Consider the following 13,989-nt stretch of genomic DNA (forward strand, 5'->3'; position numbering starts at 1 on the left):
GGAACGACGAAGGCCCCGACGCAGGTGCGTCAGGGCCTTCAGGAGGTTCTTTCCAGGTGGCCAGGAGCGGGGTCGAACCGCTGACCTTCCGATTTTCAGTCGGACGCTCTACCAACTGAGCTACCTGGCCGTGCCGGGTCGGTGAACCGACACGACGAGCGACCCCGACGGGACTCGAACCCGCGACCTCCGCCGTGACAGGGCGGCGCGCTAACCAACTGCGCTACGGGGCCTCAGAAGAGACCTTGTCTTGCTGTCGTGCTTGCTTGCAGAGAAGACCTTACCCGATGTCGGCGGTGGTCGTGACCACCGTTCGGCACCACCTGACGGCAGGACTGCTGCGTACCCCCAACGGGATTCGAACCCGTGCTACCGCCTTGAAAGGGCGGCGTCCTAGGCCACTAAACGATGAGGGCGTGGCGCTACGACACTGGTGCCGAAGCCCATCCAGCATAGAGGACCCGACGGGGTGCTGCTGACGGTGCCGGTGTCGCGGCGATGGGGCAGAGTGGTCCACGCTCAGCTCGACCCCGACCGGGAGGTGGCCGTGGATCCCGTGCAGGCGTTGCGGCGCACCGCTTTCCTGCTGGAACGCGAACAGGCGAGCAGCTTCCGGGTCGAAGCGTTCCGCAAGGCCGCCTCGGTCCTGCTGGCCCTGCCCGCCGACGAGTTCGACACCCGGTTGGCCGCCGGCACGCTGACCGACCTGAAGGGGATCGGGAAGTCGTCGGCCGAGCTCGTCACCCAGGCCGCCGCCGGCCGCACCCCTGACCGCCTCCGGAAGCTCGAGGACGCAGCGGGCCCCCTCGTCGAGGGCGGGGAGGCGCTGCGCGCGCAGTTGAAGGGCGACCTGCACACCCACACCGACGCCAGCGACGGCGGCAGCCCGCTCGCCGAGATGGCCTTCACCGCCGTCGAGCTCGGTCACGACTACATCGCCGTCACCGACCACTCCGAGGGTCTCAAGGTCGCCAACGGTCTGGACCGGGGCCGCCGGGAGGACCAGCTGGCCCAGGTCGAGGCCCTCGCCGCGCCGCTGCGACCGTTCCGGCTGCTGTCCGGCATCGAGGTCGACATCGGCCGGGACGGGGTCCTGGACTGCCCGCCCGACCTGCTGGAACGCCTCGACGTCGTCGTCGCCTCGGTGCACTCCGAACTCCGCATGCCCGGCGACGCGATGACCCGCCGCATGCTCGCGGCGATCCGCTCGGGCCGGATGGACGTCCTCGGCCACTGCACGGGCCGGATGGTCAAGGGCGGCCACGGCCGGGTCGGCGAGAAGGGCCGCCCGCCCAGCGACTTCGACGCCGAGCAGGTGTTCGCGGCCTGCGTCGAGTTCGACGTCGCGGTCGAGATCAACGCCCGCCCCGAACGTCTCGACCCACCGCGGGCGCTGCTGCGCCAGGCCGTCGCGGCCGGCTGCACGTTCACCCTCTCCACCGACGCGCACGCGCCCGGCCAGCTCGACTGGCAGCCCTACGGCTGTGTGCGCGCCGAGGAGTGCGGCGTCCCGGCCGAGCGCGTCGTCACGACGTGGCCGGTCGAACGGGTGCTGGAGTGGACGTCGCGTCGCCGGCGCGCTGCCCTCGGGTGACCCGCAGGAACTCCAGCTTCTCCTCGTCCACCGAACCCGGCACCGGGGTGTAGACCACGAGCCGGACGTCGGAACCCGGAGCGGTGAGGACGTCGCAGTCGAGGGTGATGTCGCCGACGTCGGGGTGCTCGACGGTCTTGCGCGAGGAGACGTGGCGTCCCACGGTCCCCTCCCGGCAGTATCGCGCGAACTCCGGGCTCGCCGCCTTCATCTCCTCGGTCAGGGCGACCAGGCCCTCGTCGTGCGGGTAGTCGACCAGGGCCGAGCGGAGGTCCGCGACGAGCGCCGCGGGCAGGCCCACGTCGGCGTAGCGCACCGGCCAGTTCGAGAGCCCGCTGCGCCCCTCGGTGAAGACGGCGCGGATGAGGTTGAGCTCCTTCGGGGACTTCCCGCTCGGGTCGCCGATGAGCACCGCCCACGACGGGGTCCAGGTCAGCAGCGTCCAGTCCGCGGCGAACACGCCGACGGGGAAGGCCCCCAGCCGGGCCAGCATCCGTTGCACGCCGGCGGGGACGAGGTGGGAGATCGTCCCGTCCGCGGGGGGAAGCAGACCGCACAGCCGGTAGGCGTGGTCCCGCTCCTCCCGGCTCAGGTGCAGCGCACGGGCCAGGGTGGCCACGACCTGGGCCGAGGGGTTCGTGGCCCGGCCCTGCTCCAACCGCACGACGTAGTCGACGGAGAGGCCCGCGAGGTCGGCGAGCTCCTCCCGCCGCAACCCCGCCGCCCGTCGCTTCGCCCGGTGCGGCAGGCCGACGGCCTCCGGGGTCAGCCGGTCCCGCCACCGTCGCAGCGCCGTTCCGAGGTTCTCACCTTCCACCACCGGACCATCGTGCCTCCTCGCGAGGCGTCGGACGCCGTCCCAGCCTGGTACTGCGCGTCCCCCTGTCGCAGCGGGCACTGGTTGAGCCCGGGGAAACGGGCGATGGTCTTCCCATGACCACCACGTTCATCACCGGAGCCAACAAGTCCCTCGGCTACGAGACGGCCCGTCGCCTCATCGCCGCCGGGCACACCGTCCTGATCGGCGCTCGCGACCCGCAGCGCGGGCAGGCCGCCGCCGAGGCCCTCGGTGCACGTTTCGTCCAGATCGACGTCACCGACGACGCGTCCGTGCAGGCCGCGGCCGACGACGTCGCCGCCCACGAGGGCACCGTCGACGTCCTCGTCAACAACGCGGGGGTCTCCGGCCCCTTCACGCCGGCCGACGAACTGACCGCCGCCGACGCCGCGGCCGTCTACGACGTCAACGTGTTCGGCATCGTGCGGGTGACCCACGCGTTCCTGCCGTTGCTGCGCAAGTCCTCGAACCCCGTCGTCGTCAACGTGTCCAGCGGCCTCGGGTCCTTCGCCGTGACCCACGACCCCGACCGCGTCGAGGGCCGGCTCGCCGCCCCGCTCTACACCTCGTCCAAGGCGGCGGTGACGATGCTGACCACGCAGTACGCCAAGGCGCTGCCCGACGTGAAGTTCAACGCCGTCGACCCCGGCTACACCGCGACGGACTTCAACGGCCACGGCGGCCCGCAGACCGTCACCGAGGGGACCGACGCGATCGTGGAACTCGCGAGCATCGGCACCGACGGCCCGACCGGTGTGTTCCGCGACCGTCACGGTGTCGTCGCCTGGTGACGACGCGCCGAGCCGAGGGCCGGTTCCTCGGACTCCAGTCGGCGCGGACGTGCTGCCGTCAGGGGTCAGATCTCGTCGGTGCGTCGCCGGGCAGCGTAGGCGTCCAGTTCCGTCGTCGCCTTCCCGACGTCCCACCCCTCGGCCAGCGCCTGGTGCAGGAGTTCCGTCTCCGACAGCGGGGTGAGTCCGTTGACGTTCGGGTCGAGGTCGAGGTTCGTGGGGAACGGGTACCCTTCGGTGGCGCTGGTCACGGCGTTCGCCAGGAACTCCTGGCTCGCACCGGAGTCCTTGCGGGACAGCAGGGCCGGGTAGACGGCCTTGGCGGTCTTCACCCGGTCCACGGTCTCCATGGCGCGACCGAACGCCGAGGAGACCTGCAGCAGGTTCGCGACCCGTTGCACGTCGCTGGAGACGTTGGTGCCGGCGCCGTGGAACAGGGCGGGGTTGAAGAACCCGGCGTCGCCCTTCTCGAGCGGCAACTGCACGTGGTGCTCGGCGAAGTACTCCTTGAACTCCGCCTGACGCCAGGCGAGGTACCCCTGCGGGTACTGGTGGGAGTAGGGCAGGTAGAGCGTCGGACCGCTCTCGAGCGGCATGTCGCTGTGCGCCACGGCGCCCTGCAGGGTGAGGACCGGGGAGAGCAGGTGGACGTGCGCGGGGTAGCGCGCGGCGACGGGGTTGGACAGGAAACCCAGGTGGTAGTCGCGGTGCGGGTCCTGCGCCCGGCCGCCGGGGCGGACGACGTTGACCTGGGAGGTGACCTGGTACCCCGGGCCCAGCCAGGCCGTCGAGACCAGGGCGAGCACGTCGTTGGCGTAGTAGTCGACGAACGCCTCGGGGTCGCGCACGGCGAGCTTCTCGAGGGCGTTCCAGACCCGGTCGTTGGCCCCGGCCTTGGCGAAGTGGTCGCCCTTGGCCGTCCCGGACGCCTTCTCGTCGGCGATGACCCGGTCGAAGACCGCAGTCACGCGGTCGACGACGGAGAGGTCGGGGAAGGCGCCCTTGAGGACGACGACCCCGGGACCGTCGGTGAGGGCCCGCACGAGTTCGCCCTCCACCTCCTCGCGGCCCGCGTCGGTCGCGACGGCGCGCCGCAGGAGCGCGGAGTCGTAGACCAGGACGTTCTGCTGGACGTCGACAGCGTGCGGGAAGTCGGCCAGGACGGTGGTCCGGTCGAGCAGCTTCGCGAACTCCGTGACGTCGCAGTCGCTCTCGCGGAACCGGATCGGGGTGTGCCGGGCGGTGGTCGGTGCGCTCATGGGGTTTCTCCTCGTCGAGAGTCGTGCGGTGGGCTGCGCGCTGGTCCAACGGTAGGACGCGCTGACGCCGCCGTGGCATCCTCGACGCATCAAGAACGCATCACGCACGCATCGGGGGGATGTCGATGGCGCACCCGTACCGGATCCGTGAGATCGCGCAGCAGGCCGGCCTGAGCACCGCGACGGTCGACCGCGTGCTCAACGGGCGGGCCGGCGTGCGCGCGAGCACGGTCGCCGAGGTGCACCGCGCGATCGCCGACCTCGAACGGCAGGCGTCGCAGGTCCGGATCGGTGGCCGCACGTTCTTCCTCGACGTGGTCGTCCTCGCGCCGGACCGCTTCTCGCGCGAAGTGCGGGTCGCCCTGGAGGCCGAGCTCCCGTCGCTGCGCCCGGCGGTGATCCGGGCGAGGTTCCACCTCCGCGAGGAGGGCAGCGCCGCGGACCTCGCGACCCAGCTCGACGCCATCGCGCGCAAGGGTTCCAGCGGTGTGCTGCTCAAGGCACCGGACGACCCGGCCGTCGTGGCGGCCGTCGCCCGGCTGGAGGACGCGGGGATCCCGGTGGTCACCTTCGTCACCGACGTGCCCACCAGCCGTCGCGTCGCCTACGTCGGGATGGACGACCGCGCGGCCGGGGCCACCGCGGCCTACCTGCTGACGGTCGTGGCCCCGGACACGGGTGGGGTCCTGGTCTCGTTGAGCCGCAGCAGCTTCCGCGGCGAGGGAGACCGCGAACTGGGTTTCCGCACCGCGTTGCGCGACCTCGCGCCGCAGGTGCCGGTGACGGTGGTCGAGGGCACCGACGGACTCGACGCGTCGATGTTCGCGACGGTGTCGGCGGCGTTGGAACGCGACCCGGGGATCGACGCGGTGTACTCGGTCGGTGGGGGGAACCAGGCCGTCCTCGCCGCCTTCGACGCCGCCGGGCGCACCGTCCGCGCGTTCGTCGCGCACGACCTCGACGCCGAGAACCTCGTCCTGCTGCGTCGCCGCCGCCTCACCGCCGTGCTGCACCACGACCTGCGCACCGACGTGCGCCGGGTCTGCCGCGCGGTCATGCAGGCCCAGGGGGCGTTGCCGGGACGACCGGGTTCCCGACCCTCGCAGATCCAGGTGATCACGCCGTTCAACGAACCGGCGGGGTTGGTGGACGAGGTCTGAGTTCCCGTGGCATGCTCCTGGCATGTCGTCGACCCGTGCTTCCCGTCGTGACGCGCTCGCCGCGTCCCGACGACGCGCCGGGCGACGCCGACTCGCGGTCTGACCGAGCCGCAGTTCGTCGCGGGTCCTCCGGCCCCGCACGCCCGCCCGACGTCCGGGCACCCCCCTCCGGCCACGAGGAAACACCACCGTGCTCACTCCCGATCAACTCCTCACCTCCCGGTTCCGGCCGGCCCTCGAAGGGCTCGGCGCTCGTTACGCCGGGTGGGACCCCGAACTGCGACCGGCCACCCGGCCCGAGTTCGGGCACTTCCAGACCAACCTCCCGGTGCGGTTGGCGAAACCCCTGGGACTGCCGCCCCGGGAGATCGCCGACCGGCTGCTCGCCGGGTCGCACCTCGAGGACGTGTGCCTGCCGCCGACCTTCGCCGGAGCGGGGTTCCTGAACCTCACGTTGCGGCCGGAGTTCCTGGCGGGGCAGGTCAGTGCCCTCCTCGCCGATCCGCACCTCGGTGTGGCACAGGCCGATCCACCGCGACGGGTCGTCGTCGACCACTCCTCGCCGAACGTCGCGAAGCAGATGCACGTGGGGCACCTCCGCTCGACCGTCATCGGGGACGCGCTGGCCCGGGTCTTCGCCACGGTGGGGGACGTCGTCGTGCGGCAGAACCACGTGGGCGACTGGGGGACCCAGTTCGGGATGCTGATCGAGCACCTCCTCGAGGAGGGTCACGACGGCGCCGACCTGAGCCTGTCGGCGCTGGACGGGTTCTACCGGCAGGCCCGGGAACGCTTCGACGCCGACCCGGGTTTCGCGGGTCGGGCCCGGGCCCGGGTCGTCGCCCTGCAGAGCGGCGACCCGCGGACGTACCACGTCTGGCGCGGGCTGGTCGACACGTCGATGAGGTCGTTCGCCGAGGTGTACGCCCGGTTGGGATCGGGCCTCACCCCGGCCGACACCGCGGGGGAGAGCAGTTACGCCGCCGACCTCGCCGGGGTGGTGGACGACCTCCGTACGGCGGGACTGCTCGTGGAGTCGAACGGTGCGTCGTGCGTGTTCCCCCGGGGTTTCGCGAACCGCAACGGGGAACCGTTGCCGGTGGTGGTGCGCAAGTCCGACGGGGGGTACGGCTACGACGCGACCGACCTGGCGGCGCTGCGGCACCGGGTGACGGCGTTGCGGGCCGACCGGATCGTCTACGTGGTCGACGCCCGGCAGGCGTTGCACTTCGACCAGGTGTTCGCCGTCGCCCGGGAGGCCGGGTGGCTCCCCGAGGAGGTGACGGTGCAGCACGTCGCCTTCGGGACGGTGCTGGGGGAGGACGGTCGACCGTTCAGGACGAGGACGGGAGGCACCGTCCCGCTCAGCGCGCTGCTCGACGCGGCCGAGAGCCGGGCGGCGGAGGTGCTGGGCGGACGGGGGTCGCGCCTCGACGCGTCGGAGCGCACCGCGGTGGTGCGGGCCGTCGGGATCGGCGCCGTGAAGTACGCCGACCTCGTCAACGGCCTCGGGCGCGACTACGTGTTCTCGCTGGAGCGGATGGTCGCCATGGACGGCAACACCGGCCCCTACCTGCAGTACGCGCACGCCCGGGTGGCGTCGCTGCTGGAGCGCAGCGCGATCGTGACCCGGGACGTGTCGGTGCTGGACCACCCCGCGGAGGTGCGGCTCGCGCTGCTCCTGACCGGCTTCCCCGGAGCCGTCGCGTCGGTGGCGGAGACGCTCGAACCGCACCGGCTGTGCGGTCACCTGCACCAGGTGGCGACGGCGCTGTCGGCGTTCTACGAGGCCTGTCCGGTGCTCTCGGCGGAGGGGGAGGTCCGGGCGAGCCGGCTCGCCCTGTGCCGGGCGACGCGGGAGGTGCTCGCGGCGGGCCTGGGCCTCCTCGGGATCGACGCTCCGGAGCGCATGTAGGGGCCCGAACGACGAAACCTCGGTCCGGCTGATCGCCGATCCCGAGGTACGTCGTGATTTTCCCAGTTTTCGTGGTGGTTGTCAATCGCGGCTACGTACCGGTCGGGTCGACGAGGAGGGAGGACCCGAGGGCGGCGAGCAGCTCCACGACCTCGGCGCGGTCGAGGCGGACGGTCGAGATGCAGGTGGAGTCCTGCCACGTCGAGAGGACGACACGACCGTCCCCCGGGGCGGCAGCGGGGTGCGCGCTGACCCGCAACGCCCGTCCGGGCCGGTCCGCGTCCCGGACGACTCCCGTGCGCACTCCCCGCTCGACCGCCGCACCGTGCTCCATCGACCGAGTCTGCGCCCCGGCCGGACGGCTGTCGAGACTCAGGGGATGCGGGCCACCCACTCGCGCGTGGCGAACTTCCGGGTGACCAGTTCCTCGGCCGCCGCGAGCTCCGCGGCGCTCAGCACGGAGTCGGTGAGGCCGTACTGGCGGCGGAAGGTGGCGACCATCGAGTCGATGACCTCCTCGCGCGGCAGGCCCGTCTGACGGCGCAACGGGTCGACCCGCTTCGCGGCGCTGGCGAGGCCCTTGCCGGACAACTTCTCGCGGCCGATCCGCAGCACCTGCAGCATCTTCGCCGCGTCGATGTCGTAGGACATCGTCACGTGGTGCAGGACCGTCCCGTCCGCGAGGCGCTTCTGCGCCGCGCCCGCGATCTTGCCCTGCTCGGTCGCGATGTCGTTGATCGGCTGGTACCAGGCCTTGATGCCGAGGTCGCCCAGCGCGACGAGGACCCAGTCGTCGAGGAACGCGTAGGACTCGGTGAACGAGAGCCCCTCGACGAGCGAACCGGGTGCGTAGACGGAGTAGGTGATGGTGTTGCCCGGCTCCACGAACATGGCGCCACCCCCCGAGACCCGGCGCACGACCTCGACCCCGAGCCGCCTCGCCGCGTCACCGTCGACCTCGTTCACGAGCGACTGGAAACTCCCGAGCACCACGGCCGAGCTGCCCCACTCCCACACCCGCAGGGTGGGCGGACGACGGCCGGCCGCCACCTCACGGGTCAGGACCTCGTCCAGCGCCATGTGCGTCTGCGGGGACTGGGGACCCGTGTGGACGAACTGCCAGTCGTGGTCCAGCCACCCGCTGGCCCCGCCGACGGCGCGTCGCACCGTCGTCGCGACGGCCTCGGGGGTGAAACCGAGCAGCACCGCGCCGCTCGGCAGGGCCGAGCGGACGCGGTGCGCGAGGTCGGCGGCGTCGCTGTCGGCGGGGACCCCCGTCAGCGCCGCGTCGATGGCCTCGAGCGCGTCGTCGGGTTCGAGGAAGAAGTCCCCGCTGAGGCGCACCCCGGCGAGCCGTCCCTCCACGATGTCCAGATCGACGACGACGAGCTTCCCGCCCGGGACCTTGTACTCACCATGCACTCGCGCAGGCTACGTGAGCCCCACGGCGCGAGTGGGGGCTGCTGCGGCCCCGGGCTCGGCCGTGGACGCCTGCGGCGCCCTCGCCGCCCGAGCGCGGCCCCCGGACTTCGCGAGGTAGAGGCCCCGGTCGGCCAGGTCCAGGAGTGCCAGGACACCGCCCGTGGCGGCGCCGGGGACCGCTGTCGCGATCCCGATGCTGACGCTGACCCGCCCCTCCACGCCTTGGCCGTGGGGGAAGGCCCTGCGTCGCAGTCCGTCCAGCAACCGCTCGGCGACCACCGCGGCTCCTGCGCCGTCGGTGTCGCTCAGCACGACGACGAACTCCTCTCCGCCGTAGCGGGCCACGAGGTCGGACGGTCGGCCCGGCGCCCGGCGCAGTTCCTCGGCGACCTGCTGCAGGCACTGGTCACCGGCCAGGTGACCGTAGGTGTCGTTGTAGGCCTTGAAGTGGTCGACGTCGACCATCAGCAGGCTGAGCGGACTCCCGCTCCGGTGCGCGTCCTGCCAGACGTGGGCGAGGTGCTCGTCCAGCGTCGGCCGGTTGGCCAGGCCGGTGAGGCCGTCCCGCTGCGCCGCCTCGCGCAGCCGGTCGTTGAGGGCTCGGAGTTCCTGCTGCGCGGCCCGCCGTTCGGCGATCTCGCGCCGGAGCTCCGCGGTCCGCGACGCCACCAGGTCGTGGAGCTCCCCGGCCCGGTCCGCCGCCCGCCGGGTGCGCCCGAGTCCGTCGAGGGTCGAACTCAACGCGGCCCGCAGTGGTTCCGAGACCGCGAACGCATCCGGCGCGTGGCCGGTGAGGAGGTAGCCGAACCACTGGTCCCCGGCGAACAACGGCTGCAGGACGAGGGTTCCACGGTCGAGTTCCGCGACGCGGTGCGGCGGGAGGAGCTCCCCGAGACCGTGGGTGTCCTCGAGCGCGGCGTAGGGACCCTCGACGTGGTCGACGGCCAGCCGAACCCGCACGTCGTCGGGTTCGGTGGACGGGGGCGGCCCGTCGGTGAGCAGGGACACGAAGCAGCGGCGGACCCCGACCCGGGGCAGGAACGCCGCGAGGAGGTCGCCGAGGGCGCTCGTCTCGGTGGCGGTCCCGAGGGCCCGGATGAGTTCCACCAGGACACGACCGGACCGCGCTTCGTGGGCGGCCCGCTCGACGTGGGCGCCGGCCACGGCGCGCAGCACCGTGAGCTGCATCCGGTGGACGGTGCGCAGGGCGGCGTCGAGCGCGGCTCCCACGGCACCGTTGGCCGCCACGTCGTTCTCGAGGGTGGTCAGCACCCGGTCCCACCAGGACTGCTCGGGGTGCAGCCGGACGACCTCGGCCAGTTCCGCGCACAACTGCGCCGTCCCCGCGGCGTCGAGAGTGCCCGTGACGACCTGACGGATCCAGCGTCGGCGGACCGCGGCGAGGCGCTCGGCGACGGCGACCTCGGAACCGAGGGCGACGGACGGCGCGGAGGTGGCCACCCCCGAGGCGTCGAGGACGACCCGCTCGTCGACGGGGGCCACGAGGGCGCTGGAAGCCCGCGCGACCACGTGCGGAGCGGGCGGGCCGGCGGGTACGGGATGCGAACCGCCCGACAGGTTCAGCAGGAGCGTCGCGGCCCGTCGACCGAGAGCCGTGAGGTGCTCGTCCACGGTCGTCACACCGGCCCACGCCGCCTCCGAGGAACTCGTCCCGGCGGAGCCGGTGACCGCGACGTCCTCGGGGACGCGGTAGCCCTCGCGTTCCAGCGCCTCCACGGCAGCCATCGCCAGGTCGTCGTCGCAGCAGACGACGGCGTCGACGGGACGACCGTCGTCCCGCGCTGAGGCCAGCGCAGCCGGGAGGAGGCGGTGCACGTCGACCGGGTCGACGACCCGGAGGAAGGGCGTCCCCGGGAGCTGGTGCACCTCACCGTCGGGCAGTGAGCTCACGACGAGCAGCGATCGACGACCGCCGCGGTGCAGGTGGTCGCGCGCCACGTCCAGCGCCTGCGCGCGGGGGCGGTCCACCCCGGTGGTCCCGGCAGCGCGTTCCCCGAGCGTGACCGTGGGTAGCCCGTCGGGGATGACCCCGAGGACCGCCGCCACCGCCGAGCGCCCGGACAGGTCGCGGACCGGGGTCACGACGACCCCGTCGACCCCTCCGCTGCGGCACAGGTGGGCGAACAACGTCCCCCGGCGCGGGTGGTGCGGGTGCCGGACGACCACGAGGAGCGCCGCCCCCTCGGGGTGCAGGACGCTCTCGAGGCCGTGCAGGTACTGCTGGACCTGCTCCCCGAGTCCGTCCACGACGACGGCGATGCGTCGTCGTCCCCGCTCTTCCGCCACGGCGATCACCCCCTCGGACAGAGTCATCGGGGTGCCCCGGGGGAGTCTTGAGGAACCGGGGCCCAGCTCGCCCGCTCAGCCCAGGCGGTTCACGGCACCAGGGAGGAGGCCAGCCAGGACCGCGGCGTCCCGAACCCGTCCAGCAGTTCCCCGGTCCGCGGCCGCAGCTTGCGGCACACCGCGTTCACCGCGGTCGTGACCGCCTTGGCGCGCAGCGTCGTCATCCGGCGGTGCTGGAGGTACCAGCCCTTCTCGGCCTCGAGCACCGAGAGGGCGTGCAGGTCGAACACGTCGGACAGGAGTTCCACGACGGCCGGGTCGTCGCAGCGCGCGATGGCGGCGGCGAAGGCCTCCGCGACGACGCGCTCGACGTGCGCACGACCGGCCAGCAGCAGGTGGTCCTGCAGTTCGTCGACGGCCTCGAACCGTTCCGCCTCGGGCTTGGACCGCGCCTTGCGCATCCGCTTGGCCAGCGACTCCACGACGTGGCGCTCGCGGTCGGCGAGCATCCGCAGCTGCCAGGCCCGGTCGTGCAGCTCCTCGGGGATCCGGCCCGCTTCGACGACGTCGGCCACGAGGGAGCGGGCGGGGCTGCGGCCGGCGTAGGTGCTGACGAAGTCGCGCGTCGCGAACCGCGCCATGCCGAGGGTGTCGAGGTCGGAGAACTGCTGGGCGTACGCCGTGAGCTGGCCCTTGGCGACGAGTTGCAGCAGGACGGTGTTGTCGCCCTCGAAGGTGGTGAACACGTCCGTGTCCGCCTTCAGCTGCGGCAGGCGCGAATCGGCGAGGAACCCGTTGCCACCACAAGCTTCGCGACAGGTCTGCAGGGTGCGGGTCGCGTGCCAGGTGGAAGCGACCTTGAGGCCCGCGGCGTGCGACTCGAACGCGCGCTGCCGGGTCGCGTCGGGCTCGTTCCCGGCGAGCTGGACGCGCAGCAGTTCGTCCATCTCGCTCAGCAGGTCGTCCTGCGCGAACGAGAGCGCGTAGGTCGTCGCGAGCGGGATCAGCAACCGTCGCTGGTGGGCCAGGTAGTCGAGCAGGACGACTTCGCCGTCGCCCCCCGGGCGCTTGAACTGGGTGCGCTGCAGGGCGTAGCGCAGCGCGATCTCGAGACCCACCTTCGTCTGCGACAGCGCACCGCCGGAGACGCTGACCCGGCCCTTGACGAGGGCACCGAGCATCGTGAAGAACCGCGAGTTGGCGCTCGCGATGGGAGAGGAGTAGCTGCCGTCCTCGGCCACGTCGGCGTAGCGGTTCAGCAGCGCGGTCCGGGGGATCCGCACCTGGTCGAAACCGAGCCGGCCGTTGTCGAGACCGTTCAGCCCCATCTTGCGGCCGTCGTCACCGCGCCAGATCCCCGGGAGGTCCACCCCGTCCTCCCGCAGCGGGACGACGAAGGCGTGGACGCCCTGCGAGGTCCCGCCCGTGACGAGCTGGGCGAACACCACAGCGACGTCGGCGTCCTCCGCCGCGCCGCCGATGTAGTCCTTGCGGCAGGAGACGTCCGGGGTGTGGACGACGAACTCCTGCGTCGTCGGGTCGTACGTCGCGGTCGTCCCGATGGAGGAGACGTCGGAACCGTGCCCGGTCTCGGTCATCCCGAAGCAGCCGACGAGTTCCAGTCGCAGGAGCGGTTCGAGCAGGGTCGAGTGGTGGCGTTCGGTGCCGAGCGCCTGGACGGCGCCGCCGAACAGACCCCACTGCACCCCCGACTTGATCATGAGGGACGCGTCGCCGAACCCCAGCATCTCGAACTGGGCGACCTGACCGCCGGGGGAGTCACCGCCCCAGGGCCGGGCGTAGCCCAGTTCGTGCCCGCCGAGTTCCGCCAGCTGCCGCAGCCGCTCCCGGGTGAGGTCCCGGTGGTCGCGGGTCGAGAGGTCGTCGGTGGGGGTGAAGAGGTCGGCGGGGGCCTCGCGGCGGAACTTCTCGCGCAGGTCGGCGAAACGGCCGTCGAGGACACGGCGCAGGACCTCGGTGTCCAGCGGCGGCGGAACCTCGACGGGCTCGTCGAGGGGGGTCTCGGGTCGCAGTTCGGTGGTGGTCACGGAACCTCCTCGGGAACGGGTGCCAGGGGTGGGGCGCTGAGAACGGTGGCGAGGCCACCCCAGGCCAGGTGGGTGAGATCGGAGACGAGCGTGGCCGCCGGCACCCGGTCGGTGCTGGAGATCCACCGGTCCGCGGCGGTGCGGATCATCGCGACGAGGCCGTGGGCGAGGGCATCGGCGGAGGAGTCGCGGGCGCCGCCCACGCGCAGGTGGGCGGTGATGGTGCGGGCGGTCTCGTCGGCGATGGTGCCGGAGATCCGCTGCACGGGGTCGTTGCTGAGCGGCCGTTCCAGGAACGGGTGGACCACGACGAAGCGGTAGACCTCGGGATCGGCCTCGACGAGCTGGACGTAGGCGGCGATGATCCCGCTGAGGGCCTCGCGGGGGGAGTTCGAGGAGGCGACGGCCTCGCCGAGTTCACGCAGGATCCGCGAGTTCACCCGTTCGGCGACGGCGAGGTAGAGCTCCTCCTTGTCGGCGAAGTGCCGGTAGAGCACGGTCTTGCTGGTGCCGGCAGCCGCGGCGACCTCGTCCATGCCGACGCCGGCGCCCTTGGCCGTGATCGCGCGCAGCGTCGCCGTCACGAGTTCTTCGCGACGCCGTTTCCGGTGCTCTTCCCAGCGCGTGGCGCGACCGTCCATGCCTCGACGGTACC

11 protein-coding genes and 3 tRNA genes are annotated in these 13,989 nt (G+C 72.4%); 4 read left to right on the plus strand and 10 right to left on the minus strand.

Annotation, left to right across the window (positions count from 1 at the left end):
• Nucleotides 1-57: 57 nt before the first annotated feature.
• The 3 genes from SJY07_RS17055 to SJY07_RS17065 form a co-directional block, all read right to left on the minus strand.
• A tRNA-Phe gene (locus tag SJY07_RS17055) sits at nt 58-130 on the minus strand.
• Nucleotides 131-159: 29 nt separating this feature from the next.
• Nucleotides 160-233: transfer RNA gene (locus SJY07_RS17060), tRNA-Asp, on the minus strand.
• Nucleotides 234-343: 110 nt separating this feature from the next.
• Nucleotides 344-416, minus strand: a tRNA-Glu gene (locus SJY07_RS17065).
• 131 nt (nt 417-547) lie between these two features.
• Between SJY07_RS17065 and SJY07_RS17070 the strand changes: the two genes are divergently transcribed.
• Nucleotides 548-1,594, plus strand: a complete 1,047-nt coding sequence (locus SJY07_RS17070; RefSeq protein ID WP_380160703.1) for a PHP domain-containing protein — start codon at nt 548-550, stop codon at nt 1,592-1,594.
• On the opposite strand, the gene SJY07_RS17075 is transcribed toward SJY07_RS17070, so the two are convergent.
• Nucleotides 1,527-2,414, minus strand: a complete 888-nt coding sequence (locus SJY07_RS17075; protein ID WP_380160705.1) for a helix-turn-helix transcriptional regulator — start codon at nt 2,412-2,414, stop codon at nt 1,527-1,529. The genes SJY07_RS17070 and SJY07_RS17075 overlap by 68 nt on opposite strands.
• 113 nt (nt 2,415-2,527) lie before the next feature.
• Here SJY07_RS17075 and SJY07_RS17080 point away from each other — a divergent pair, with 113 nt between their 5' ends.
• A complete protein-coding gene (locus SJY07_RS17080; protein ID WP_328293031.1) occupies nt 2,528-3,223 on the plus strand; it encodes an SDR family NAD(P)-dependent oxidoreductase in 696 nt (231 codons plus the stop codon).
• 65 nt (nt 3,224-3,288) lie between these two features.
• On the opposite strand, the gene SJY07_RS17085 is transcribed toward SJY07_RS17080, so the two are convergent.
• Nucleotides 3,289-4,482, minus strand: coding sequence for a phytanoyl-CoA dioxygenase family protein (locus SJY07_RS17085; RefSeq protein WP_380160707.1), 1,194 nt, complete (start codon nt 4,480-4,482; stop codon nt 3,289-3,291).
• A gap of 125 nt (nt 4,483-4,607) precedes the next feature.
• Between SJY07_RS17085 and SJY07_RS17090 the strand changes: the two genes are divergently transcribed.
• Nucleotides 4,608-5,642 (plus strand): LacI family DNA-binding transcriptional regulator, encoded by a 1,035-nt coding sequence (locus SJY07_RS17090; RefSeq protein WP_380160709.1) that lies wholly within the window; start codon nt 4,608-4,610, stop codon nt 5,640-5,642.
• 190 nt (nt 5,643-5,832) lie between these two features.
• Nucleotides 5,833-7,557 (plus strand): arginine--tRNA ligase, encoded by a 1,725-nt coding sequence (argS, locus tag SJY07_RS17095; protein WP_380160711.1) that lies wholly within the window; start codon nt 5,833-5,835, stop codon nt 7,555-7,557.
• A 91-nt stretch (nt 7,558-7,648) separates the two neighbouring features.
• On the opposite strand, the gene SJY07_RS17100 is transcribed toward argS, so the two are convergent.
• From SJY07_RS17100 to SJY07_RS17120, 5 genes are all read right to left on the minus strand, one after another.
• Nucleotides 7,649-7,891: a hypothetical protein gene (locus SJY07_RS17100; RefSeq protein WP_380160713.1), complete on the minus strand. Its 243-nt coding sequence runs from the start codon at nt 7,889-7,891 to the stop codon at nt 7,649-7,651.
• A gap of 38 nt (nt 7,892-7,929) precedes the next feature.
• Complete coding sequence (locus SJY07_RS17105) at nt 7,930-8,979, minus strand: biotin/lipoate A/B protein ligase family protein (RefSeq protein WP_380160715.1); 1,050 nt, start codon at nt 8,977-8,979, stop codon at nt 7,930-7,932.
• A gap of 9 nt (nt 8,980-8,988) precedes the next feature.
• Complete coding sequence (locus SJY07_RS17110) at nt 8,989-11,313, minus strand: diguanylate cyclase (RefSeq protein WP_380160716.1); 2,325 nt, start codon at nt 11,311-11,313, stop codon at nt 8,989-8,991.
• Nucleotides 11,314-11,375: 62 nt separating this feature from the next.
• A complete protein-coding gene (locus tag SJY07_RS17115) occupies nt 11,376-13,334 on the minus strand; it encodes an acyl-CoA dehydrogenase (RefSeq protein ID WP_328293024.1) in 1,959 nt (652 codons plus the stop codon).
• Entirely contained in the window at nt 13,331-13,975 is a 645-nt protein-coding gene (locus SJY07_RS17120; RefSeq protein ID WP_328293023.1) for a TetR/AcrR family transcriptional regulator, read from the minus strand. Before SJY07_RS17120 ends, SJY07_RS17115 begins: the two co-directional genes overlap by 4 nt.
• Between the last annotated feature and the right edge of the window lie 14 nt (nt 13,976-13,989).

The sequence above is a fragment of the Kineococcus sp. R86509 genome, from assembly GCF_042466365.1.
Classification (GTDB): domain Bacteria; phylum Actinomycetota; class Actinomycetes; order Actinomycetales; family Kineococcaceae; genus Kineococcus.